This is a genomic window from Acidovorax sp. 35-64-16 (assembly GCF_002281195.1).
In the GTDB taxonomy this organism is placed as follows: domain Bacteria; phylum Pseudomonadota; class Gammaproteobacteria; order Burkholderiales; family Burkholderiaceae_C; genus Acidovorax; species Acidovorax defluvii.
In genome coordinates this window covers 110,668-134,613 of record NZ_NCFM01000003.1, presented here as the reverse complement: position 1 = coordinate 134,613, position 23,946 = coordinate 110,668, and the positions used below count along the sequence as shown (strand labels likewise).

The window sequence follows — 23,946 nt, the reverse complement described above, 5'->3', positions numbered from 1 at the left end:
ATCAATCCTTGTCAAGTGCGGGAGCCGTGCGGGACCCGAAGCAACCTTTGCTTCGTGAAACATCCAGCGTACTTTCCGCAGAAAAAGCCCACGATTATGGCATAGACGCGGTTGACGTCGTTTTTGGTGGATAGCTGCGCCACTTTTCCCATGGCGCTTAACTTCGAGCCGCGCTCATGCCAGTGCCACCGTGGAACTGGCTCTGCCAGGCCACCGGTGGCGTCCCCCTGGGGGGATGACGCCGAAGGCGGCTCTGGGGGCTTACCCGCCTCTTCGCATCATGTCGAAAAACTCGACATTGCTCTTGGTGGCCTTCATGTTCTTGATCATCAGTTCCATCGACTCGATCTCGTCCATGTTGTACATGAACTGGCGCAGGATGCGGGTCTTCTGCAGAATCTCTGGCGCCAGCAGCAGCTCTTCGCGGCGCGTGCCGCTCTTGTTGAGTTCGATGGCGGGGAACACGCGTTTTTCGTACAGGCGGCGGTTCAGGTGGATTTCGCAGTTGCCAGTGCCCTTGAATTCTTCAAAGATCACTTCGTCCATGCGGCTGCCGGTATCGACCAGCGCCGTGGCGATGATGGTGAGCGAACCGCCTTCTTCGACCTTGCGCGCCGCGCCAAAGAAGCGCTTGGGGCGCTGCAGTGCGGCGGCGTCCACACCACCCGACAGCACTTTGCCGGATGACGGCACCACGTTGTTGTAGGCGCGGGCAAGGCGGGTGATGGAGTCCAGCAGGATCACCACGTCTTTTTTCAACTCGACGAGGCGCTTTGCACGCTCGATCACCATCTCGGCCACGTGCACGTGGCGTGCAGCGGGCTCGTCGAAGGTGGAGGCGATGATCTCGCCCTTCACCGTGCGCTGCATTTCGGTCACTTCTTCAGGGCGCTCATCCACCAGCAGCACCATCAGGTGCACGTCGGGGTTGTTGGCCGTGATGGCGTGGGCGATGTGCTGCATCATCACCGTCTTGCCGCTTTTGGGCGGAGCGACGATCAGTGCGCGCTGGCCACGGCCGATGGGGGCAATGATGTCAATGATGCGGCCGGTGATGTTCTCTTCGCTCTTGACGTCGCGCTCCAGGCGCATCTGCTCCTTGGGGAACAGGGGCGTCAGGTTTTCGAACATCACCTTGTGCTTGTTCTGCTCCGGTGAGCCGCCGTTGACGGAGTCGAGTTTGTTCAGTGCGAAGTAACGTTCACCGTCTTTGGGTGTACGGACTTCACCTTCGATCATGTCGCCGGTGTGCAGGTTGAAACGACGCACCTGGCTGGGACTGATGTAGATATCGTCCGTGCTTGCCGTGAAGCTCGTGTCGGGGCTGCGCAGAAAGCCGAAACCGTCGGGCAGAATTTCCAGCACGCCGTCGGCAATGATTTGTTCCCCGGTCTTGGCCCGCTTCTTGATGATCGCAAACATCAGCTCCTGCTTGCGCATGCGGCCCGTGTTTTCGATTTCGAGTTCTTCGGCTTGCTTCAGGACTTCAGACACATGCAGTGCCTTGAGTTCGTTTAAGTGCATGGAGTGACTCCTTGGCGGAGCTGGTGTGAATCTTGGGGGAGAGGCGGAAGCTGGGAGAGCCGCTGTTTGCAGCCCCGGCTTGCCTGGGGATCTCGAACCGGTTGCCAATGCGTGCAAGCCGGTGATCTGGTGAAATTATGACAGGAAAAAAATCCGTGCCGACCGCGATGCACAACGATGGCGGTGTCAGGCAAAAAACAAACAGGGCCTTGACCTGGCCAGCGACCCCGAAACCAGGGCGCTGGCAGGCAGTCCGGAATCAGGCCAGTTGCTGATCAATGAATGCGGTGAGCTGGGCCTTGCTCATGGCGCCCACCTTGGTGGCAGCGAGCTGTCCGTCCTTGAACAGCATCAGCGTGGGGATGCCACGGATGCCGAACTTGGCGGGGATCTCGCGGTTCTCGTCCACATTCATCTTGGCGATTTGCAGCTTGCCCTGGTAGGTGCCTGCCACTTCGTCCAGGATGGGGGCAATCATCTTGCAGGGGCCACACCATTCGGCCCAGTAGTCCACCAGCACCGGGGTGCTGGCCTTGAGCACATCGGCTTCGAAGCTGGCGTCAGAGAGATGTTTGATGAGTTCGCTGGCCATTGCGGATTCCTTGATTTTGAGCGGGTTGCGACCGGTGTACGTTTAAAGTCTGGGCATTGTGACAGAAACCAATCCCACGTTCACCGGTGTGGCCGCGCCTTGCGACGCTATGACAGTCATAGCGAAAAGCGATCAATGCGCGGCGTTGTGGCTGCGCGTGCTGGCGCAGGTGGAGGCGCACCTGCACGGGCTGGCGGCCCATCCTGCGCGCACGGTGGTGCTGGTTCCCTATGCGCAGCTCATGCCATGGGCGCAGCGTTACTGGGCCTTGCACCACGCCGACGGATTTACGCCCCGCTTTGAAACCACGCGCAACTGGGCCCGCCAGTTGGCCGCCTTTGTGCCGCAGGGCGATGATCTGGCCGGGGATGTGGCACGCGACACCCTCACTGCCCGCACCTTGCTCGATCGTGCCGGTCTGGCCGCGCAGCGCGATGTGCTGGCAGTGCCGTTGCAAGAGGCGGCCACCCAGCTGGCGGCTGCAGTGGCGGCCGTTGCGCCTGCGCAGCGCGAGGCCTGGGGCATCCAGGCACGCAGCCTCTTGCCAGAGCCCGACGAAGGCAGCACCCTGCGTTTCGAGGCCGTGGTGGCCCGCATTGCGCTGGAATGGGTGCTGGCCTCGCGCCACGCCACCGATGTGTTGTTCGAGCCTGGCGTGCTCCAGTCGGTGGATGCCCTGGTGGTGCTGCAAGGTTTTCAGGTGGAGCCTCTGGCGCAGGCGCTGCAGGCCCATTGGGGCGACAAGGCGGCGGCCCTGGTCTTGCCGTCAGCGGCGACCGAGCCCCATGCCACCGGCCACATTGCGCTGCACGCCGCGCAGGATGCCGAGGACGAAGCCCAGCGCGCAGCCGCCTGTGTGCTCGCCCATGTGGTGGCCGGCCGCACCCCGGTGGCGCTGGCGGCCAACGACCGCGCCCTCACACGCCGCGTGGGTGCACACCTGGCCAGCTGCGGGGTGGCCGTGCGCGATGAAAACGGCTGGACCCTTTCCACCACCCGGGCTGCGGCGCAGCTGATGGCCGCGCTCAAGGCCTCGGCCTGGAACGCATCGACCGACGAAGTGCTCGACTGGCTCAAACATGCGCCGCTCATCGCCCCTGTGGTGCTCAACGGCCTGGAGCGCGCACTGCGCAAGGCCTCGGTGGTGGCCTGGTCCGGCGCTGCGGGTCGTGACTGGTCGGACAAGCCGGCCCAGGCTGCCTGTGTGGCCCAGGTGCAGGACTGGCGCGAGGGCCTGCGTGCGCCGCGCGCTCTGGCGCAGTGGCTGCAGGCCTTGCGTGCCCTGTTGATGGCCAGTGGCCAATGGCCGTTGCTGGAGGCGGATGCCGCAGGCGCCCGTGTGCTGACGGCGCTGCGCCTGCAGGCGGGCCAGGAGGCCGAGCTGGAGGACTGGAGCAGCGCGGGACGCCGCATGTCGCTTGCCGAGTTCACCCGCTGGGCCAACGAGGTGTTGGAGGCTGCGCGTTTTGTCCCCGCCCTGGAAGGTGATGCGCCGGTGATTGTTCTGCCCATGCCCCAGTTGCTGGCCCGGCCATTTGCCGCGCTGGTGCTGCCTGGCTGCGATGAAAAACGCCTGCAGCCCTCGCCCGAGCCCCTGGGCGACTGGACCCAGGCGCAGCGCCAGGCCTGGGGCCTGCCCACGCGCGAATCGCTGGAAGTGGCACAGCGCGCCGCGTGGCAGTACGCGCTGCAGACACCGGCGGTGGATGTGCTTTGGCGCACGGGCGACGAAGGCGGTGAACCCTTGCTGGCCAGCGCGCTGGTGCTGGCGCTGCACCTCGATGGCACGGCCAGCAAGGGCGCGGACGGCCGCAGCCAGCGCGCGGTCGTGGCCCACCCCACAGTGCGGCCCTTGCCTGATGGCAGCGCGCTGCCGGTGCTGCGCCTGTCGTCCACCGCGTACTCCGACCTGCGGCATTGCCCCTACCGCTTTTTTGCACTGCGCCAGCTGGGCCTGCAAGAGGCCGACGAACTGGCGGCTGAAGTGGACAAGCGCGACTTTGGCAACTGGCTGCACGCGGTGCTGCAGCACTTTCATGAGGAACTGCTGGCCCACCCGACGGACGACGCAGCCACCCGCGTTGCCCGCATGGACAGCGCGGCGCAAGCCGTCACGCGGCAGCAAGGCCTGGGAGAGGGCGATTTCTTGCCGTTCGCCGCAGGCTGGCCGCAGGTGCGCGATGGATATTTGCGCTGGCTTGCGCAGCATGAGCGGGCCGGGGGGCATTTCCGGCAGGCCGAGGTGCAGACCACCCAGCCGCTGGGCGCCCTGCAATTGGTGGGCACCATCGACCGCATCGATGCCGTCTCGTCCACCGGTGAGCCCACGCCGCTGGTCATCGACTACAAGACCGAGAACGACACCGTCACGCGCAAACGCATTGGCGCGGGCGCTGAAGACACCCAGCTCGCGTTCTATGCCGCCTTGCTGAGCCACGACACGCTGCGCGCCGCCTACGTGAATGTGGGTGAACGCGGCGAGACGCAGATGCACGAACAGGACGAGGTGGTGCACCTGCGCGACCTGCTGGTCGAAGGCATCCAGCACGACTTCGCTCGCATTGCAGCAGGTGCACCGATGCCCGCCCTGGGCGAGGGCGCCGTGTGCGACTACTGCGCCGCGCGCGGCCTTTGCCGAAAAGACTTCTGGAATGACTGAACAAGCCGCGTACGAACACAACGGCCAGCCCGTCTCACGCGAGGCGTTTTACGCCATCGCCTGCGACCCCGCGCGCAGCGTGGCGGTGGAGGCTTGCGCGGGCGCGGGCAAGACCTGGATGCTGGTCTCGCGCATGCTGCGGGCCTTGCTCGACGGTGCCGCGCCGCACGAGATTCTGGCCATCACCTTCACCAAGAAGGCGGCGGGCGAAATGCGCCAGCGCCTGCAGGAATGGCTGGAGGCCTTTGCTGAAGCGCCGCTGGATGAGCTGACGCGTGAGCTGGTTGCAAGGGGAATCAGCCCCCAGCGCGCTCTGGATAAGCGCGAGGCGCTACAAAATTTATACCGCCAGATGCTGGCCAGCGGCCGCCCGGTGCAGATCCGCACCTTCCACAGCTGGTTTGCCGCGCTGCTCGGCACGGCCCCGCTGGCGCTGCTGCAGGCGCAGGGCCTGCCCGCCAACTTTGAGCTGCTTGAAGACGATGCCGAGGCCGTGCGCGAGGTGTGGGGGCCGTTCCTGCACGCCGTTGCCACCAGCGCCAGCCTGCGCGCCGACTACGAGGCCGTGGTGGCCCGCCATGGCCGGTCGCAAATGCACAAGGCGCTGGCAGCGGCGCTGTCCAAGCGGGTGGAGTTTGACCTGGCCGATGGGGCGGGTGTGGTCGATGCCTCGGTGCCGCCGTTCCAGGTGCACTGCCCGGAACTGGCCGCTTTCAACGAGCCCGCCGACGCGCTGCAGAGCGACGCCTGCCACCAGCGCTGGCTGGCCCGCGCCAAGGCGCTGGGGGCCGAGTCCAACAAGACGCCGCAAAAGGCGGCCGACGCCATCATCGATGCGCTGGCCTGTAGCGACCTGAACCTGCGCCTCGATCTGTTGCGCAAGGCCATGTTCGTCGCCAAGGAAGACCGCCTTTCCAAGAACCTCGAAAAATTCCCCGCCGCGCAGGAGGCCGAGCCCGAGCTGCAGCGCCTGCTCACCGCGCGCCGCCAGCACGACGCCTGGCAGCACCAGCAGCGCATGGCCCGGCTCGCGCGCTGCCTGATTGCAGAGTTTGCCGCCGTCAAGCACCAGCATGGCTGGGTGGACATGAACGATGTGGAGCGCACCGCGCTGGTCATGCTGGCTGACCCGATCCTCTCGGGCTGGGTGCAAGAGCGGCTGGATGCGCGCATCCGCCACCTGCTGGTGGATGAGTTTCAGGACACCAACCCGCTGCAATGGCAGGCGCTGCATGCGTGGCTGTCTGGCTATGCGGGCTCGGGCGGCGGCGCCAGTGGCCAGAAGCCGCCCAGTGTGTTCATCGTGGGCGATCCCAAGCAGAGCATCTACCGCTTTCGCCGTGCCGAGCCACAGGTGTTCATTGCCGCACAGGCTTTTGTGCGTGACGGGCTGGGTGGCGACCTGCTCAGCTGTGACCACACGCGCCGCAACGCGACGGGCGTGATCGCCGCCGTGAACCACGTGATGGGCGCGGCCCAGGCGCAGGGCGAGACCAGCGGGTTCCGCGATCACACCACCGAATCCAAAGACCCCGGCGTGTTGCTGCGCCTGCCCGCCATCCTGCCCCCGGATAGCGCCGGTGGTGGCAGCACCGACCCGTTGGCCTGGCGCGACAGCCTGACCGAGCCGCGTCACGAGGCCGAAGAAACCCAGCGCATGCGCGAATGCACGCAGGCCGCTGCGTGGGTGGCCGCGCAGATCGCTGCAGGCACGCCGCCGAACGAAGTGCTGGTGCTGGCCCGCAAGCGCGACCGGCTCGCCGCCATGCAGGATGCCTTGCGCGCGCTTCACCTTCCCTGCGTGCAACCCGAAAAGGCCGATTTGTTCGACGCGCCCGAGGTGCAGGACATCGTGGCGCTGCTCGATGCGCTGGTGTCCACCGGGCACGACCTGTCGCTGGCCCGCGCACTCAAGTCGCCGCTGTTCGGCCTAGGCGACGACGCCCTCGTGGCCCTGGCCGCGCTGCGCCGCCAGCCCGAGCATGCAGGCAGCAGCTGGTTTGATTTGCTGCAAAAAAGTGAGCTACTAGCGCTTGATACACAAGCGCTAGCGGCCAATTTGACTCAATACAAGGCGTGGGTAGACACCCTGCCGCCGCACGATGCGCTGCACGCCATCTACCAGCATGGCGACCTGCTGGCCCGCTTTGCCGCCGCCGCCCCGGCGGCGCAGCGCATGGCGGTGCTGGCCAATCTGCGCGCGCTGCTGTCAGCCGCGCTGCAGCACGATGGCGGCCGCTACCTCACGCCCTACGCCTTCGTGCGCGCCATGAAAAAAGGTGGCGTGCGCGCGCCCGGCCGGGTGGATGCGCAGGCGGTGCGCCTGCTCACCGTGCACGGCGCCAAGGGGCTGGAGGCGCGCTGCGTGCTGCTGCTGGACACCGACACCCGCCCGCAAAAGGCCGAGACCATGGGCGTGCTGGTCGATTGGCCCGGCGAAAAGACCGAACCCGCAGGCTTTGTCTTTCTGGCCAGCGAATCCAGCCCGCCGCCCAGCGCCGAAGCCGCCTTGGCCGCTGAGCAGCAAGCCCGCCAGCGCGAAGAACTCAACATGCTCTACGTGGCCATGACGCGCGCCAAACACTGCCTGGCGCTGTCGTCCGTGTTGCCCAAAGTGTCAGCGCCGGGCAGCTGGTGGAACCGGCTGGCACCGTTGCTGGCGGATGTGGAGGCGTTGGACGCGGTTGACGCAGATGGGGTTGCCGCGACGACGCACGGCGTGCACGACCAGTTCACCCTGGCCGAGTTGCCGGTGCTTCCTGCCGAACTGCGCGCCATTCCCCGGCCGGTGCAAGAGGGCGCCGATCCGGCCGACCCGGAGGCATCGCTGTCCACCCCCGCTTCGCGCCTGGGCGAGGCCATGCACCAGTTGCTGGAGCAGGCCGGCGTGGCAGGTGCCCCGCTGGCCGACCTGCGCACCCAGGGCTGGCCCGCGGCCCGCGTGGCCCGGCTGGCGCAGGACTTTGACATCACCGTGGGCGCAGCGCGCATTGCCGCCCTGACCGCGCAACGCATTCTGGCGGGCGAGGGCGCTTGGGCCTGGGATGCCACCATGGTGGACACCACCATCAACGAAGCTCCGCTGCGCTACCAGGGCCAAAGCCTGCGCATCGACCGCCTGGTGCACTGCCACCAGCCGCCCGAGCGCGCGGGCTGGTGGGTGCTGGACTACAAAAGTGCCGCCGAGCCCGAGCGCCAGCCCGCTTTGATGGCCCAGTTGCAGCGCTACCGTGCGGCGGTGTCGGGGCAAGTTCCTGGCGAGCGCGTGTGGGCAGCCTTTCTGACGGGCGACGGGCGCATGGTGCGCGTGCATGGCGATGCCGACCCCGCCGACGAGGGTGCCCTGGTGGCGGGCACCGGGCAGGGGGCGGGGAGCGTGCGGCATACTCTCGCCCCCGCTGCGCAGTCCACTGCGGCGGCATCCACACACGCGCCACCGGCCGCGCCCGGCATGGACGGCGCAGGTGGTGGCCCATCTCAGAGCGCTGTTCAGGGCTCGCTGTTCTGAACGCTGCGCGTTTTCGAATGATTCAAAGGTTTTCTCATGAATGCTCCTTCCGACCTGACTCCTGATGTGGCCTCCCATCTGCGCTGCGACGTCGCCATCGTGGGCGGCGGCCCGGCAGGGCTGATGGCGGCCGAGGTGCTGGCGCAGGCCGGTGTGGCCGTGCACCTGTTCGATGCCATGCCCTCGGTGGGCCGCAAGTTTTTGCTGGCGGGCAAGGGCGGGCTCAATCTCACGCATTCCGAGCCGCATGAGCCTTTTGCCAGCCGCTATGCCGGGCGCCAGCCGCAGATCGAGCCGCTGATCCGGGCGTTTGGTGGCCCCGAGGTGCGGGCCTGGGCGCAGGGGCTGGGGGTGGAAACCTTCGTGGGCACATCGGGCCGCGTGTTCCCGGCCGACATGAAGGCCGCGCCCCTGCTGCGCGCCTGGCTGCAGCGCCTGCGCGCGCAGGGTGTGCAGTTCCACATGCGCCACCGCTGGCTGGGTTGGGCCGATGGCGGTGCGTTGCGTTTTGCCGCGTCTGCAGGCGAGGTGCAGGTGACGGCCAGGGCGGTGGTGCTGGCGCTGGGCGGTGGCAGCTGGGCACGCCTGGGGTCCGACGGCGCCTGGGTGCCGCTGCTGGCACAGCGCGGCGTGGCCGTGGCGCCGCTGCGTCCGTCCAACTGTGGCTTTGATGTGTTGCGGGCTGATGCGCCCGTGGGTGAAACCCGCCGTGCGTTTTTTCAGGAGCTGATCGGCCGCACGCCCACACCCGCAGTGGGCTGGTCGCCGCATTTTGCCGAGCGTTTTGTCGGCCAGCCTTTCAAGACCGTGGCGCTCAGCTTCACCGACAGCCAGGGCCGCAGCTTCAACCGGCGGGGCGAGTTTGTCGTTACGGCCACGGGGGTGGAGGGCAGCCTGGTCTATGCCGCATCGCAGTTGCTGCGCGACGAGATCGAGGTCCATGGCCACGCCACGTTCCATCTGGATCTGTTGCCCGACCACAGCCCCGAGCGTGTGCTGGTCGAGGTGCGCCACCCGCGTGGCTCACGCTCGCTGTCCAGCCACCTCAAGAGCCGTCTGGGGCTGGATGGCATCAAGGCGGGCGTTTTGTACGAACACCTGGGCAAGGACGGCATGAACGACCCGGTGGCGCTGGCCCACGCGATCAAGGCATTGCCCATCACCGTGGTGGCCACCCGTCCGCTGGACGAGGCCATCAGCACGGCGGGCGGTGTGGCGTTCGAGGCGCTGGATGAGCACCTGATGGCCACTGCCGCGCCCGGCGTGTTCTGCGCCGGCGAAATGCTCGACTGGGAGGCGCCCACCGGTGGTTACCTGCTCACAGCCAGTCTGGCCAGCGGCGTGCAGGCAGGGCGCGGAGTTTTGGTGTTTTTGGGCTCTGGCGCTTGATGGTAAAGCGCTAATAGCTATTAAAAATATAGCATTCGATGCGGGGGCAGACGATGCGCCCGCACCGGTGCCGGACGGGCCCATCGCAGGCGCAGTCACCTCGCACCTGACATGACCGCGTTGAGCCGTTGATGGGGCTGGCGACCAGGCCTACCAGCGGCGCACCGGGCCCGTGTCCACATGCACGAACTGCTCGCGCGGGTAAAACCCCACGCCGCCCATGCCCAGCGACAGCGCCGCATCGCGCAAGTCGGCCAGCGGCACGCCGGGCAGGCGCACGTCGATGGCCTTGCCGTCCATGTGCAGGCTGCGCTTGGCCACACCACCGCCCCGCGTGGTGCGCAGGGTGTGGTTGGTCGCAGGGCTGCGGTAGCCGGAGATCACCTGGAACGGCTGCTGCACCCGCAATTCCTGGCGGATCTGGTGCAGCAGGTGGAACAACCGGGGGTCCATCAGGCCCGCCTCGCCACTGTAATGGTCGCGCAGGAAGTGGTTGAGACTGGTCAACGCCTCGGGCAGAAACTGCTCGCCCAGCGCATACACGAGGGCCAGGCGTTCGCTGGTGTGGGTGTGGTCAAACGCCAGGCTGCGCGCACCGGGCAGGCTGGCCAGGGCGGGCTGCGCCAGCGGCAGCAGGGCCCCGGTCATCAGCCATCGGCCGCCCGTGCCCAGGAAATGGCGACGGCCGGGTTTCAGGGGGGCAAGAGGCTGTGTCATGGCATGTCCCAAAAAATCGGTGAAACCTGTTTGTACATTGTGCAGTGGCTCACAGGCCGGGCCTGGCGCGCAGGCGACGCTGTTCGGACTGCTGGCGCAGGGCCCGGTCGAGCAACTTGTCCTGGCCGTACAGGTCGGCAAAGAAGTGTGTCTTTCCCTGCTTGACGATGGCGGTGCTGTAGGCAATCACCACAGGCAGCGGATCGGCCAGGCGCAGCGTGGCCGACTGGCCACGGGCCATGGCCTCGCGGATGCGTGGTTCGGGCCAGGCAGGATCGTTGTGCAACACAAACCGGGCGAGCGCCACAGGGTCTTCGATGCGGATGCAGCCATGGCTGAAATCCCGCCGGTCGCGCTGGAACAGCAGCGGCGCGGGCGTGTGGTGCAGGTAAATATGGTTGTTGTTGGGAAACACGAACTTGATGTCGCCCAGCGCGTTTTTTGGCCCGGGACGCTGGCGGATGCGCATCTGCCCGCGCAGCACGGCGTCCAGGTGCTCGGCTGCCAGCGTGGTGTGCACCTGCCCATTGGCGCCCACAAACTCCATGCCTTGCTGCTGAAGATAGCCGGGGTCGCGCCGCAGCCGGGGAATGGTTTCGCTGCGCGCGATGGACGGCGGAATGTTCCAGTAGGGGCTGAATTCGATGAAGCGCATGTCCTCGTCAAACAGGGGCGTGCGGGTGTCCAGGGCCTTACCCACGATCACCTTCATGGCCAGTTGCAGCGATACCCGGCCGTCTTGCACCTCGTAGGCGCGCAGCATGAACTCGGGGATGTTGACCACGATCATGCGGGGGCCGCGCAGCAGGGGCGTCCAGCGCAGGCGCTCCATGGCCAGCGCAATCTGGTGTGCGCGGGCTGCGGGCGAAACGGCCAGTGCATCCAGCGTGCCCTTGCCGATCACGCCGTCGGTGGCCAGGGCGTGGCGCTCCTGAAAGGCCTTTACGCCGTTTTGCAATGCTTCGTCGTAGAGGGCGGGGGGCTGTGCGTCCGGTGGCAGGTCCCCCAGCACCACCAGGCGCTGCGTCAACTGCGCAAGGCCCGCCCAGGCCTGGCCGGGTTCGAGCTTGCGGCCTGGCAGCGGCGGCAGGGGCGTGTCCCAGGCGGCAGGATTGCCCAGGGCCCGGTAGCGGGCCAGCTCGCCGCGCAGGCTGGCATACAGCGGCACCTTGGGTGTGGCCGCACGCACGGCATCGGCCAGTGCGGGGGGCGGCGCGATAGCTTCCTGCACGGCAGTGGCGGGCGCGGAGACCGGGAGCGCTGTGGGGGTGTAGTTCTGGTGAATCTGGCGCGGATCGATCCGACCCGAGCGCAGGTCACTGAGGTAGCTCTGCACGGCGGTGGTGAGCGCGTCTTCGAGCTGCAGCGCAGCATCAGCACCCAACGCGGGGCCCTGGGCCGCCCCCGCCACGGCCTGTGCCAGCCATGCGGCCTGGTAATCCTCGGGTTGAAGACCTTCGGCGGCGGCCGCCGCCAGCATGTTCACGGCCTGCTGCGCGGCGGGCGCGGGGCGCCCATCCACCAGCCAGGGTGTGGCGCCCAGCATGGGGGGGAACACTGCCAGCCACAGCGCCAGCAACGCTGTGCGCAGATTCGCAGGGGTTCCAGGGCAGCGGGGCAAGGCGGACGAAATAACCAGCAAGGGGCTGCAAACACGACGCATCGTTGTCAATGGTCACTCATTCCGGGCCACTCGCCGACCAGGCCGCAGGCCGGACACTGTGCGTAGAGACTGGCATTGACGTGAAACTTGGCTTGATGCTTGTCGGTCTCCGGCGCCTTGTCATGGGCTTCTCCGTCGATTTCCACCAGCCCTGTGGCGTGGCAGCGGGGGCACTTGGCAACGGCCAGGGCCGCCAGGGGATTGAAGTTGTCTGCGAACACGGGCACCTCGTCGGTTGTGTGGTGGCGTCAGGGTTTGGGCAACCCTGCCTGTCGCATTATCTGAAATAAGTTGACGAGCCTTACCCCCGGCACTGGCTCCACAGTTAGGGCTGCTTGGTTCCCCACCTGACCCGGTTGGCCGCTTCACCATGCGGGGAGGCCCGTCAGGATGAGATTCTACCCCCTGAATGGCTGCGCCGTTCGGTGCCCGCCGCCAGAGGCGGGGATCTTCAGGCTGTCCAGGCAGGCTCGGGGCCGCAGTCTTCAGCCCTTTCTCTCGCGCTTCGCAGGGGAAGGGGGACGAAGTCGCCGCGGCGAGGCGGCCCATGCGCGGCATCCCTTGCATATTGCGCGCCAGTGTCGGGTGGCGGAAGGCGTAAGAGGTTGCGGGGAGCCGCACCAAAACCCAACAGGTCATGGGCCGTAGAATCGCCGGCATGTCCTACATCGTGCTCGCCCGCAAGTACCGCCCCCGCAATTTCACCGAAATGGTGGGGCAGGAGCATGTGGTGCAGGCCCTCACCAACGCGCTCACGCAGCAGCGCCTGCACCACGCCTATCTGTTCACCGGCACGCGCGGTGTGGGCAAGACGACGGTGTCGCGCATCCTTGCCAAGTCGCTCAACTGCCAGGGACCGGACGGGCAGGGCGGCATCACGGCCACGCCGTGTGGCGTGTGCTCGGCGTGCACGGACATCGACAGTGGCCGCTTTCCCGATTACACCGAGCTCGATGCCGCATCGAACCGGGGCGTGGACGAAGTGCAGAGCCTGCTGGAGCAGGCGGTGTACAAGCCGGTGCAGGGCCGCTTCAAGGTCTTCATGATCGACGAAGTGCACATGCTCACGAACACGGCGTTCAACGCCATGCTCAAGACGCTCGAAGAGCCGCCGGAATACCTCAAGTTCGTGCTCGCCACGACCGACCCACAAAAAGTGCCAGTCACGGTGCTGAGCCGCTGCCTCCAGTTCAACCTGCGCCCCATGGCGCCCGAAACCGTGCTGTCGCACCTCACGCAGGTGCTGGCCTCCGAGAACGTATCCGCCGAGCCCCAAGCCCTGCGCCTGCTCTCGCGCGCGGCGCGGGGCTCCATGCGCGATGCGCTGTCGCTCACCGACCAGGCCATTGCCTTTGGCAGCGGCCAGTTGCAGGAAGCCGCCGTGCGCCAGATGCTGGGGGCGGTGGACCGCTCGTATGTGTTCCGGCTCATCGATGCGCTGGCCCAGGGCGATGGCAAAACCGTGGTGGAAACCTCGGACACGCTGCGCCTCAATGGCCTGTCGGCCGCCTCCACGCTGGAAGAGATGAGCGCCGTGCTCCAGCGCATGGCCGTTTACCAGGCCGTGCCGCAGATGGCGGGCGCGGTGGACGCCGATGACCCCGAAGCGGCAGAAACCGCGCGCCTCGCAGCCCTGATGCCAGCCGATGAAACCCAGCTGCTCTACAGCCTGTGCCTGCATGGGCGCGGCGAGCTGGGCCTGGCGCCCGATGAATACGCAGCGCTGACCATGGTGCTGCTGCGTCTGCTGGCATTCAAGCCCCAGGGCGAACCGGCTGAAAAAAAAACTCTGACGCGGCCTGAGACGGCTCTTTCCGGCCCGACACCGGCGGTCTTGGCGGTGCCCGCAACCGTTGCCGCCGCCTTGCCAACGCATTTGGTCCGAACGGTGACGGCTCCTGCCCCGCAGGCTCTTGCGGCAGCCGCAGCACCTGTGCCTGCGGCGCAAACGCTTCCAGCAGCAACGGCCTCAGAGCGGGCGCCGTCATTGGTGCAAGACACATCCTCCAAGTCTGCCGACTCCTCTGAGCCGCCTCCCTGGCCGGGCTCGGACGAGCCGGGCGCTTCGGCGTCCACTGCGTCAGTCACTACAGCGCTGCCGGTGCGGACAACTGGAAGATTTGAACAAAATCAACGCTCAACGCAATCAGTACAAGCGCAAAGTGCTCCTGAATTTGTAGCTATCCCGGTGCGTGAATCGCCCGAGCCCGGCGAGCGGCTGCAACCGCTGCCGCTCTCTGCGCCCATCCCCGTCTCTGCACGCTACACCCCCACCGAAGAAGGCGAGGTGTGGCACAGCGCGGTGCAGCAGCTCGTGGCGGCCGAGGCCATTTCTGCCCTGGTGCGCGAACTGGCCTTGCAGTCCCAGCTGGTGGCGCGCGATGCCGGGCACTGGCTGCTGCGTGTCGAGCGCGAATCGCTCAACCAGCCGCAGGCCCGCGAACGCCTGCGCGCCGCACTGGAGGCTGCGGGCCATGCCAGCCAGATCAGTGTGGAACTGGGCGTGGTGATTGACAGCCCCGCCCGCCGCAACGCCGCCGCCGCCGCCGAGCGCCAGCGTGTGGCCGAAGACATCGTGATGAACGACCCCTATGTGCAGTCGCTGGTGCGCGACTACGGCGCGAAAATCGTGCCGGGCAGCATCAAGCCTGCATGACCGACCACCATTCAACCCATTCAACCCATTCAACAGAAACTGAAAAGGAAACCACACCATGTTCAACAAGGGACAACTCGCCGGCCTCATGAAGCAAGCCCAGGCCATGCAGGACAACCTCAAGAAGGCCCAGGACGAACTGGCCTTCATCGAGGTGGAAGGCGAATCGGGCGCTGGCCTGGTGAAGGTGCTGATGACCTGCAAGCACGATGTCAAGCGCATCACCATCGACCCCAGCCTGCTGGCCGAAGACAAGGACATGCTGGAAGACCTGGTGGCGGCTGCGTTCAATGCAGCGGTGCGCAAGGCCGAGGAGACTTCGCAGGAGAAGATGGGCAAGCTGACCCAAGGCATGCCAGGCCTCCCCGGCGGCATGAAATTCCCTTTCTGAGGCTGGCTACCGAGCGGGCGATCTGCGTCGTTGGGCGGTGCTCGGAATCCTCACGTACTGCAAGTACGTTCCGGTGGCTGCGCTCCGGCCGCCTAGCAGCTCATCCCGCTCGCTACGCCCTTGAGGGTGGGGTGTGAAGGCAGGGAGATTTTTTTCTCACTCTCGTTCGGGCTGAATCAAGCCGGGGCTGCAACACTCCATCGGTCGGGCTTAGCTTGACGAAGCCTGGCTCCGCACACACCTCCCAATGTCACCCGGATTGCACTCCAACCCATGTCCTCCACCAACGCCCTTGAAGTCTTGATCCAGGCGCTGCGCCGTTTGCCGGGGGTGGGGGTCAAGTCTGCGCAGCGCATGGCGTTTCATTTGATGCAGCATGACCGCGATGGGGCAGAGGCCTTGTCGGTGGCGCTGCACCATGCGGTGCAGAACGTGCATCACTGTGCGCGCTGCCACACGTTCACCGAAGACGACATCTGCAGCACCTGCCTGGACCCTGAGCGGGATGCGACGCGGCTGTGCGTGGTCGAGACACCGGCGGACCAGTCGGCGCTGGAGCGCACGGGCGCCTTCAAGGGGCTGTATTTTGTGTTGATGGGGCGGCTCAGCCCGCTTGACGGTATCGGTCCCAAGGAAATTGGCTTGCACAAGCTCATGGAGCGCGCCTCCAACGGCGTGGTGCAGGAGGTGATCCTTGCCACCAACTTCAACGCTGAGGGCGAGGCCACGGCCCATGTGATCAGTGAGACGCTCAAGAGCCGGGGCCTGCATGTCACGCGGCTGGCACGGGGCGTGCCCGTGGGCAGCGAACTCGAGTATGTCGACCTGGGCACCATCGCCCATGCACTGGTAGACCGCCGATAGCCCTTTGGTCGCTAGAATACTCCCGAATTAATAGCGGACAGCGCTTGTCGGTGCTGCGCTAGATCCGTCTAAGGGCAAAAATGAATTCCTTGCATGTGGCGCGTTTCACGGTGGCCTACTGGTGCGTTTTCGTCGCCGTGCTGCTGCCCCTGGTGTGCGCCTGGCTGGCCAAGAGCGGCGGCTTTGGCAAGCCGCGCCGCGAGGGTGGCTATGACAACCACGACCCGCGTGCCTGGATGGCCCGCCAGACCGATTGGCATGCCCGCGCCAACGCAGCCCAGGCCAACAGTTTCGAGGCGCTGCCGTTTTTTATGGGCGCCGTCATCATTGCGCACCAGTTGAGGGCAGGGCAGACCTTGCTCGATATCCTGGCGTTCTTGTTCGTCATGCTGCGCATTTTCTACATCATGATGTATGTCTCCGACATGCCCAAGGCCCGCAGCATGGTCTGGGGTGCGGGCTTCATGGTGAACATCGCCATTTTCTTCATCGGCTACCGGTAAAGCGTGCGGGCTGCGGCCCGCACCGGGGTACGTAGAAATCCCAGGGGGTAGACCCTGATGCGCCCATGCGGGGGTTGCGGCACGATTGTTGCATTGCAGCAATACGCCCTTTCTTTCGATTCCCATGGTTTTTCCTCCTGTCAGCCGCCGAGCCTTTGGCGCCGTGTCTGTCTTGTCGGCAGTGGCGGCGTGCACGGGCGCATCGTGGGCGCAGGCGCCAGGTTCCACGGGTGGGCGCATCACCATTGCGGTGGGTGGGCAGGCGGTGCTTTACCACCTGCCCCTGACCATTGCAGACCGGCTGGGTTTTTTTCAGGCCGAGGGGCTGGATGTGCACGTGCGGGACTTCGCTGGTGGCGCGCTGGCGTTGCAGGCGGTGCACGACGGCGCGGCCCATGTCTGCTCGGGGGCCTATGAGCACACCCTTCTCCAGCAAAGCCAGGGCCATGATTTCCGCGCCTTCGTGGTGCAGGGGCGGGCGCCGCAGCAAGCGCTGGGCGTGTCGGTGCGGGCAGTGCCGGGCTATCGCCGGCCGGCCGATCTGCGCGGGCGGCGCATCGGTGTTTCGGCGCCGGGCTCGTCCACCCAGGTGATGGCGAGTGTGTTGCTGGCACGCGCGGGCGTGGATGCGCGCGAGGTTTCTTTTGTGGGCGTGGGAACCGGCGCTACCGCCGTGGCCGCCCTGCGATCGGGCCGTGTTCATGCGTTGTGCCATGCCGATCCCATCATGTCGCTGCTGGAGCACCGCGGCGAGGTGCGCCTGGTCAGTGACCTGCGCACGCTCACTGCCGCGCAGGAGGTGTTTGGCGGGGCCATGCCCGCCAGCTGCCTGTACGCACCCCAGGCATTTCTGCACAAGGAGCCCATGGTGGCGCAAGCGCTGACCAACGCCATCGTGCATGCGCTCAAGTGGCTGCAGACCGCTTCGCCGGCCGATCTGATCAAGGCGGTGCCAGCGAGCTATGTTCTGGGTGACAGGGCCGTCTATCTGGCCGCGTTCAATCGGGTGCGCGAGACTTTTTCGCCCAATGGGCTCATGCCCGAGGATGGCCCGGCAACAGCCCTGCGGGCATTGGCCCAGGCATATCCGCACATGGCCAGCCCACGGGTCAGCCTACCGCGCACTTTTACCGATGACCTGGCCCGCAAGGCGCGGCAAAAATTTGGGGTGTAAACCGTGCGTGCCATCTGGCACGCCATGGCGGTGCGGGGTGGGGATGGCGGGCGGTCACAGACTGCGTTGTGCCGACCGCTCTTGTCCTGCGCACGTTGCGCGGTGGGTGAGAATGCAGGGCGCCGTGGTTGAACGCGGCGCCTGCCATTTCCTTTCACTGTGTTTCAAAGGACTTTCTCATGTCGCTGAGTCTCAGCATCGGCCCGCTCGTTTCCCTGATTGCTGGCATCCTCATCCTGGTCATGCCGCGTCTGCTCAGCACCATCGTGGCGCTTTACCTGATCGTGATCGGTGTGCTGGGGTTGCTGGGAATGCACACCCTGCGTTTTTAAGCGCGGCAGTCGAGAGGGCCGCAGCGCCTTGCTGCGTTCACGCGCTCAGCGGCGCTTTTTGGCGGGCTTGCCGCCCTTGCGTTTGGGGGCGGGTGCTTTCTTGCCGGCCATGCGATTGGTCGAGCGGCTTGCCGACGGGCCCTTGCCCATGCGCACTGGCAGGTAAACCACCACCTGCTGGCCCGCCTTGAAAGCCGCGCTGGCCTTCACATCGTTCCAGTCCGCCACATTGTCGGCGCTCACCCGGTAGCGCTTTGCAATGCTGCGCACGGTGTCGCGCTTGCCGGCGCGCACGGTGGCGCGGCGGGTGACCATTTCGGGCGTGAGGGCAATCTGTCCGTTGTCTGCCAGGTGGGCCGAAACGTCCTGGCGGGTGGTGGTGGTGCGCGGCACCATCAGCGCCGATCCCGCCTTGATCAGCATGCGTGGCGGAATGTTGTTGAGGCTGCGCAGGTCGTTTTCGCTCATGCCCGTGCGCTGGGAGGCGTCGGCCACGCTCATGGTGGTGGGCACCGTCCACACCGTCCAGCTGGCGTATTGCCCCTGGTTTTTGGCTTCCAGGTTGCGCTGGAACACCCGTGCGTTGTCCCATGGCAGCAGGATCTGGGGGGTTCCTGCGGCAAAAATGGTGGGCCGGTGAAACGAGGGGTTCAGCGCACGAAAGTCTGCTTCGCGCACACCGGCCAGCTGGGCCACCAGCGCTACATCGATGTCGTGGGTGATGTCCACCGTCTGGAAATAGGGGTGGTTTTCAATCAGCGGCAACTCGGTGCGAAACGCGTCAGGGTTGGCCACGATGTTCTTCACGGCCTGCAGCTTGGGCACATACATGCGGGTTTCGGCCGGCATGTTCAGGTCGGTGTAGCGGGTGCCCAGTCCTGCTTTCTTGTTGCGGGCAATGGCCCGACCCACGCTGCCTTCGCCCCAGTTGTAGGCAGCCAGGGCCAGGTGCCAGTCGCCAAACATGCGATGGAGTTTTTGCAGGTAGTCGAGCGCGGCGCGGGTCGAGGCGAGCACGTCGCGGCGGTCGTCGCGAAAAACGTTTTGCTTGAGGTCGAAATAATTGCCGGTGGCGGGCATGAATTGCCACATGCCGGCGGCCTTGGCGCTGGACACGGCCTGCGGGTTGAAAGCGCTCTCGATGTAGGGCAGCAGTGCCAGTTCGGTGGGCATGCCCCGGAGTTCGAGTTCTTCAACGATGTGGAAAAGGTATTTGCTGGAGCGCTCGGTCATGCGCTGCATGTAGTCGGGGCGGCTGGCATACCACTGCTCGCGGTCCTGCACCAGCTCGTGCTGCAGGTCGGGCATGGCAAAGCCCCGGCGAATGCGGTCCCACATGTCGGCGGGGGTGGACAGCGAGGCCACTTCGCTGCCTGCGGCCTGGGCGGCCGTGATCGGGCGCAAAGGCCCGTTGGGGATGACGGGGGTGTGGTTGGTAGCGCCTGATGAAGATTCGTTGTTGAACGGGCCGTTGCCAGAGGTACCTGGGGTGCCATTGGTTGCGCAGCCGGTCAGCCAGAGCAGACCTGCCAGGCAGGCGAAGTGCAGAATTTTCATCAGAAGTCGTTTTTCCATTGGCGCAGGGCGGCAAACACCGCCACGGCGTCTTGTTGTGGGACCCGGGCATCAAAGCCCTGGGCGGCTGCAGCGACCGCAGTTTCGCGGACCCGCAGAAAGGGGTTGATGTCACGCTCCAGCGCCATGCGCGAGGGCAGCGTGGGCAGTTGCCGGGCACGCAGGCTTTCGCAGTGGCTGCTGTAATGGAGCAGCGCCTGGTTGCCAGGTTCCACCGCACGCGCAAATCGCAGGTTGGAGAGCGTGTATTCGTGGGTGCAGCATACGCGGGTGTCACCCGGCAGGGCGGCGAGCTGGTCGAGGGACGCCAGCATTTGCGCGGGCGTGCCCTCAAAAAGGCGTCCACAACCACCCGAGAAAAGGGTGTCGCCGCAAAAAAGCAAGGGGGCGCCCTGCATGTCGGGGCAGTAATAGGCAATGTGGCCGGCCGTGTGGCCCGGAACATCCAGCACCGAAAACCGCAGGCCCAGCACCTCCACGGTGTCGCCCTGCGCCAGGCGCACCAGCGGCTCGGGGATGCGTTCGCGCGCCGGGCCGAACACCTGGGCGCCGGTGGCCGCGCGCAAGGCATCCACGCCGCCGACGTGATCGGCATGGTGGTGCGTGACTAGAATGGCCTGCAGTTGCAGTCCCTGTGCCTGCAGTGTTTGCAGCACGGGCGTGGCGTCTCCGGGATCCACCACAATGGCCTGCCGCGCGTTGTGCAGCATCCAGATGTAGTTGTCGGTAAAGGCGGGCAGCGGCAGCAAGTTCATGAGCAATCAAATTATAGGTTTGCACCACTGGTTCGACTCCCCGCCCGGCCGCTACCTGCTGGCGTGGGAGCAAGAGCGCTTTGACGAGGCGGTGGTGGACATCTTTGGCTTCCACGGCCTGCAGCTGGGCATTCCGATGCTGGACGGCCTGCGCGCCAACCGCATGCCGCACCACTGGCTGGCCCTGGGCGAAGAAGGCCTGGCCATGTTGCCGGGTGCTGGCGTTGCTTCCCGGCCGACCACCGATGCCGTGGCCGGGCCCGATTCCCTGCGCCTTCTGGCCCTGCTTGCCGACCCGGTGGCGCTGCCCTTTGAGGACAACAGCCTGGACCTCGTCCTGCTGCCCCACACGCTGGAGCAGAGCCTGGACCCGCATGCCGCGCTGCGCGAGGTGGAGCGGGTGCTGGTGCCCGAGGGGCGGGTGGTGATCAGCGGGCTCAATCCGGTCAGCCTGTGGGCATTGCGCCAGCACCGGGCGCGCCTTTACCAGCGCATGGGACGAGGCCGGCTGTATCTGCCGGATGCGGGCGAGTTCATCGGTTACCACCGGCTGCGTGACTGGCTGCGGTTGCTCAGCTTCGAAGTGGAGTCGGCGCGCTTTGGCTGCTACCGGCCTGCCGTGCGCAGCAACCACTGGCTGGAAAGATTTGCCTGGATGGACCGCCTGGGTGAGCATTGGTGGCCGATACTCGGGGCCGCGTACTTTGTGGTGGCCGTCAAGCGCGTGCATGGCATGCGCCTGCTTGAACCTGCCTGGCGCACGGCACCGCAGCGCGCTGCCGCGTCGGTGCCCGTGACCAACCGGGCCACCACCCAAAAACCCTCTCATCGCACCAGCCTGGTACCCGCCGCAGTGGCGGGCACCACAGACAGGAAAAAAGTTTGAATCAGATCGAGATATACACCGATGGCGCCTGCAAGGGCAATCCGGGTCCCGGCGGCTGGGGCGTTGTGCTGCGCTCGGGCACCATCGAAAAAGAACTCTTTGGCGGGGAGCTTGGCACCACCAACAACCGCATGGAACTGATGGCCGTCATCGAGGCACTGTCTGCGCTCAAGCGGCCTTGCGCGGTGACGCTGTACCTCGACAGCGAATATGTGCGCAAAGGCATCACCGAGTGGATTCACGGCTGGAAAGCGCGGGGCTGGCGCACCGCCGCCAAGCAACCCGTGAAAAACGTCGAGCTGTGGCAGCGCCTGGATGCGCTGGTCACCAACGCCGGGCACCGCATTGACTGGCGCTGGGTGCGCGGGCACTCGGGTGACCCGGGCAACGAGCACGCCGATGCCCTGGCCAATCGCGGCGTAGAGCAGGCCCTGGGGCGCCGCTGAAGTTCTCGACCAGATCCGGCAGGTATGCCCTGCCAGTGCTGCGTTTAATGCTATGAAAATAATAGCTTCTCGCGCTCATGGATAAAGGGCTGGAGGCGATTTTTACCTGAAACCCCTGGCGTGTGATCCACCCACCGGTGGCGCAGGCTTGCGCGATTCGGGTAGGCACGCTGTCGGTGCTGTGTTCTGATGGTGGCTGGTGGTCCTCTGCAAAGGAGTGAACATGAACCCGCTGACCAAGATGGCGCTGGGGCTGATCGGGCAGTTGCGCCCCGAGCCCCCCACGGGCGATGGCAGCCCCGTGCTGGCACTGCCGCCGCTACGGCAGGGTGGCGGCCTGCCGCTGATGCAGGCGCTGGCCCGGCGCCAGTCGCAGCGCGAATTCGACCCCGTGGCCCTGCCGCTGCCGGTGCTGTCGGACCTGCTGTGGGCTGCAGCGGGCGTCAACCGGCCCGACAGTGGTGGGCGCACCGCGCCCAGCGCCATGAACGCACAAGAGGTGGACCTGTATGTGGCCCTGCCCGAAGGCCTGTACCTCTATGACCCCCATGCCCACGCGTTGCAGCGCACGGAGGCCGCCGATGCGCGGCGTGTCACGGGGTACCAGGATTTTGTGGACAGCGCGCCGCTCGACCTCGTTTATGTGGCCGACCATGCGCGCATGAAGCTGGTGCCGGCCGAGCAGCGCAGCACCTATGCCGCGGCTGCTGCGGGTGCCATGGCGCAAAACGTCTATCTGCAGGCGGCCTCTGCGGGGCTTGCCACCGTCATCCGGGCCTGGCTCGACCGCCCTGCGCTGGCGCAGGCCATGGGGCTTGGAACCAACCAGCAGGTGTTGCTGGCGCAGACCGTGGGCTGGCCCGCCGGAGCGGCACCGCAATGACCACCGTGTTCGACCCGCTGCGCATGTCGGCGGTGTCGCTGGATGTGATGGCGGTCAACCGTGATTCGGCCCAGGGCGTGGCGCGGCGCCAGCAGGCGCGGCTGGCGTTGCTGCTGGATGCGGCTCTGGCCGGCTCGCGCCTATACCGGCAGCTGCTGGCCGCCCGCACCACGGCCCGTACACCGCTGCAGAACTTGCCGGTGGTGACGCGCGGGCAGCTGATGGAGCGCTTTGATGACTGGGTGACCGACCCCTGCCTCACGCTGGATACGCTGCGCGCCTTCACTGCCGACCCGTCGCGCATCGCCCAGCCCTGGCAGGGCCGCTACATGGTGTGGGAAAGCTCGGGCACCAGTGGCCAGCCGGGCATTTTTGTGCAGGACGCGCAGGCCATGGCCGTGTACGACGCGCTGGAGGCGCTACGCCGCTGCGCACCGCGCCCGCTGGCGCGCTGGCTGGACCCGCTGAGCCTGGCCGAGCGCATTGCCTTTGTGGGCGCGACTAGCGGGCATTTCGCCAGCTATGTCTCGGTGCAGCGGCTGCGCGCGCTCAACCCCTGGCTGGCGGGCAACACGCGCAGCTTTTCCATCCAGGTGCCCACGCCCGAGCTGGTGGCTGCCCTCAATGACTTCGCACCCACGGTGCTGGCCACTTACCCCACTGCAGCGGCGCTGCTAGCCGACGAGGCGGGCAGCGGCGCCTTGCGCATCGCACCGCGAGAGGTGTGGACCGGTGGTGAAACGCTGAGCCCCACCGTGCGCGCGCACATCGAGCAGGGGCTGGGCTGCCCGGTGCGCAACAGCTATGGCGCTTCAGAGTTTTTCACCATGGGCTGGGAGTGCGCCCATGGCCACATGCACCTGAACGCCGACTGGGTGATCCTGGAGCCGGTGGACGAGCACCAACGCCCCGTGCCCCCAGGCCAGCCCTCGTGCAGCGTGCTGCTGACCAACCTGGCCAACACCGTTCAGCCCCTCATCCGCTACGACCTGGGTGACCAGGTCACGCTGCAGGCCGGGCCCTGCGGCTGTGGTTCGCCGTTGCCGGTGATACGGGTGCAGGGGCGCCAGGACGACGCTTTGCACATGGCGGGGCGGGGCGGCCGGCCGGTCACGCTGCTGCCAATGGCTTTGTCCACCGTGCTGGAGGATGACGCAGGCGTGTTCGACTTTTATCTGCGCCAGCAGGACGACCACACGTTGGTGCTGCGCCTGCCTGCGCCGGGCGAGGCCGGGCAGGCAGCCATGGACCGGTGCTGCACAGTGCTCAAGGCCTTTGCCAAGGCGCAGGGCGTGCCCGGGCTGCGTGTGTTGCAGGAGCTGGGACTGCCCGTGCCCCGGGGGCGCAGCGGCAAGGCCTGCCGCATCGTTGCGTGCCCGGCCTGAATGTGCTATCGAAGTAATAGCTATATGCGCTTGCTGAATAAGCG

Annotated in this window: 20 protein-coding genes and 1 other RNA gene; 13 read left to right on the top strand and 8 right to left on the bottom strand. The window is 66.3% G+C overall.

Going from position 1 to position 23,946, the window contains the following annotated elements; all coding sequences use genetic code 11:
- Nucleotides 1-261 precede the first annotated feature (261 nt).
- Nucleotides 262-1,524 (bottom strand): transcription termination factor Rho, encoded by a 1,263-nt coding sequence (rho, locus tag B7Y64_RS04055; RefSeq protein ID WP_024814680.1) that lies wholly within the window; start codon nucleotides 1,522-1,524, stop codon nucleotides 262-264.
- A 259-nt stretch (nucleotides 1,525-1,783) separates the two neighbouring features.
- Nucleotides 1,784-2,116 (bottom strand): thioredoxin TrxA, encoded by a 333-nt coding sequence (trxA, locus tag B7Y64_RS04050; protein ID WP_024814681.1) that lies wholly within the window; start codon nucleotides 2,114-2,116, stop codon nucleotides 1,784-1,786.
- A 109-nt stretch (nucleotides 2,117-2,225) separates the two neighbouring features.
- Here trxA and B7Y64_RS04045 point away from each other — a divergent pair, with 109 nt between their 5' ends.
- From B7Y64_RS04045 to B7Y64_RS04035, 3 genes are read left to right on the top strand one after another with little or no spacing between them, the layout of a single operon-like run.
- Nucleotides 2,226-4,775 (top strand): PD-(D/E)XK nuclease family protein, encoded by a 2,550-nt coding sequence (locus B7Y64_RS04045; protein ID WP_291328408.1) that lies wholly within the window; start codon nucleotides 2,226-2,228, stop codon nucleotides 4,773-4,775.
- Nucleotides 4,768-8,283, top strand: coding sequence for an exodeoxyribonuclease V subunit beta (locus B7Y64_RS04040; protein WP_291328406.1), 3,516 nt, complete (start codon nucleotides 4,768-4,770; stop codon nucleotides 8,281-8,283). The genes B7Y64_RS04045 and B7Y64_RS04040 overlap by 8 nt, the downstream gene beginning before the upstream one ends.
- 36 nt (nucleotides 8,284-8,319) lie before the next feature.
- Complete coding sequence (locus B7Y64_RS04035; RefSeq protein WP_291324152.1) at nucleotides 8,320-9,672, top strand: TIGR03862 family flavoprotein; 1,353 nt, start codon at nucleotides 8,320-8,322, stop codon at nucleotides 9,670-9,672.
- 150 nt (nucleotides 9,673-9,822) lie between these two features.
- Here the strand turns inward: B7Y64_RS04035 and B7Y64_RS04030 are convergent, their stop codons facing one another.
- The 4 genes from B7Y64_RS04030 to ffs all read right to left on the bottom strand — a co-directional run bounded on the left by B7Y64_RS04030 (nucleotide 9,823) and on the right by ffs (nucleotide 12,439).
- Nucleotides 9,823-10,320, bottom strand: coding sequence for a DUF882 domain-containing protein (locus B7Y64_RS04030; RefSeq protein WP_236637157.1), 498 nt, complete (start codon nucleotides 10,318-10,320; stop codon nucleotides 9,823-9,825).
- A 118-nt stretch (nucleotides 10,321-10,438) separates the two neighbouring features.
- Complete coding sequence (locus B7Y64_RS04025) at nucleotides 10,439-12,052, bottom strand: L,D-transpeptidase family protein (RefSeq protein WP_291324153.1); 1,614 nt, start codon at nucleotides 12,050-12,052, stop codon at nucleotides 10,439-10,441.
- Between the two features lie 5 nt (nucleotides 12,053-12,057).
- Nucleotides 12,058-12,273, bottom strand: a complete 216-nt coding sequence (locus B7Y64_RS04020; RefSeq protein WP_155886507.1) for a hypothetical protein — start codon at nucleotides 12,271-12,273, stop codon at nucleotides 12,058-12,060.
- Nucleotides 12,274-12,342: 69 nt separating this feature from the next.
- Nucleotides 12,343-12,439, bottom strand: an RNA gene (gene ffs / locus B7Y64_RS04015) — signal recognition particle sRNA small type.
- Between the two features lie 271 nt (nucleotides 12,440-12,710).
- Here ffs and dnaX point away from each other — a divergent pair.
- The 6 genes from dnaX to B7Y64_RS03985 all read left to right on the top strand — a co-directional run bounded on the left by dnaX (nucleotide 12,711) and on the right by B7Y64_RS03985 (nucleotide 17,972).
- Nucleotides 12,711-14,708 (top strand): DNA polymerase III subunit gamma/tau, encoded by a 1,998-nt coding sequence (gene dnaX, locus B7Y64_RS04010; protein ID WP_291324154.1) that lies wholly within the window; start codon nucleotides 12,711-12,713, stop codon nucleotides 14,706-14,708.
- A 58-nt stretch (nucleotides 14,709-14,766) separates the two neighbouring features.
- The gene (locus B7Y64_RS04005) at nucleotides 14,767-15,099 is read left to right on the top strand and encodes a YbaB/EbfC family nucleoid-associated protein (protein ID WP_024814689.1); all 333 of its coding nucleotides are present in this window, start codon (nucleotides 14,767-14,769) and stop codon (nucleotides 15,097-15,099) included.
- 273 nt (nucleotides 15,100-15,372) lie between these two features.
- Entirely contained in the window at nucleotides 15,373-15,963 is a 591-nt protein-coding gene (gene recR / locus B7Y64_RS04000; protein ID WP_291324155.1) for a recombination mediator RecR, read from the top strand.
- 80 nt (nucleotides 15,964-16,043) lie between these two features.
- Complete coding sequence (locus B7Y64_RS03995; protein ID WP_024814691.1) at nucleotides 16,044-16,466, top strand: MAPEG family protein; 423 nt, start codon at nucleotides 16,044-16,046, stop codon at nucleotides 16,464-16,466.
- A 124-nt stretch (nucleotides 16,467-16,590) separates the two neighbouring features.
- Nucleotides 16,591-17,640: an ABC transporter substrate-binding protein gene (locus B7Y64_RS03990; RefSeq protein ID WP_291328403.1), complete on the top strand. Its 1,050-nt coding sequence runs from the start codon at nucleotides 16,591-16,593 to the stop codon at nucleotides 17,638-17,640.
- 179 nt (nucleotides 17,641-17,819) lie between these two features.
- Nucleotides 17,820-17,972, top strand: a complete 153-nt coding sequence (locus tag B7Y64_RS03985) for a DUF3096 domain-containing protein (RefSeq protein ID WP_086912787.1) — start codon at nucleotides 17,820-17,822, stop codon at nucleotides 17,970-17,972.
- A gap of 45 nt (nucleotides 17,973-18,017) precedes the next feature.
- Here B7Y64_RS03985 and B7Y64_RS03980 read toward each other — a convergent pair whose 3' ends face one another.
- Nucleotides 18,018-19,529, bottom strand: a complete 1,512-nt coding sequence (locus B7Y64_RS03980) for a transglycosylase SLT domain-containing protein (protein ID WP_291328398.1) — start codon at nucleotides 19,527-19,529, stop codon at nucleotides 18,018-18,020.
- Nucleotides 19,529-20,302: a hydroxyacylglutathione hydrolase gene (gloB, locus tag B7Y64_RS03975; RefSeq protein ID WP_291325560.1), complete on the bottom strand. Its 774-nt coding sequence runs from the start codon at nucleotides 20,300-20,302 to the stop codon at nucleotides 19,529-19,531. The genes B7Y64_RS03980 and gloB overlap by 1 nt, the downstream gene beginning before the upstream one ends.
- Between gloB and B7Y64_RS03970 the strand changes: the two genes are divergently transcribed.
- From B7Y64_RS03970 to B7Y64_RS03955, 4 genes are all read left to right on the top strand, one after another.
- Nucleotides 20,301-21,188, top strand: a complete 888-nt coding sequence (locus tag B7Y64_RS03970; RefSeq protein ID WP_291328396.1) for a class I SAM-dependent methyltransferase — start codon at nucleotides 20,301-20,303, stop codon at nucleotides 21,186-21,188. The two genes, gloB and B7Y64_RS03970, sit on opposite strands and share 2 nt — an antisense overlap.
- The gene (gene rnhA / locus B7Y64_RS03965; RefSeq protein ID WP_024814696.1) at nucleotides 21,185-21,634 is read left to right on the top strand and encodes a ribonuclease HI; all 450 of its coding nucleotides are present in this window, start codon (nucleotides 21,185-21,187) and stop codon (nucleotides 21,632-21,634) included. The genes B7Y64_RS03970 and rnhA overlap by 4 nt, the downstream gene beginning before the upstream one ends.
- A gap of 223 nt (nucleotides 21,635-21,857) precedes the next feature.
- Nucleotides 21,858-22,517 carry a nitroreductase family protein gene (locus tag B7Y64_RS03960; RefSeq protein WP_291326545.1) on the top strand — a complete coding sequence of 220 codons (660 nt, stop codon included), beginning with the start codon at nucleotides 21,858-21,860 and terminating at the stop codon, nucleotides 22,515-22,517.
- Nucleotides 22,514-23,902: a phenylacetate--CoA ligase family protein gene (locus tag B7Y64_RS03955; RefSeq protein ID WP_291326543.1), complete on the top strand. Its 1,389-nt coding sequence runs from the start codon at nucleotides 22,514-22,516 to the stop codon at nucleotides 23,900-23,902. Before B7Y64_RS03960 ends, B7Y64_RS03955 begins: the two co-directional genes overlap by 4 nt.
- The last annotated feature ends 44 nt before the right edge of the window (nucleotides 23,903-23,946 follow it).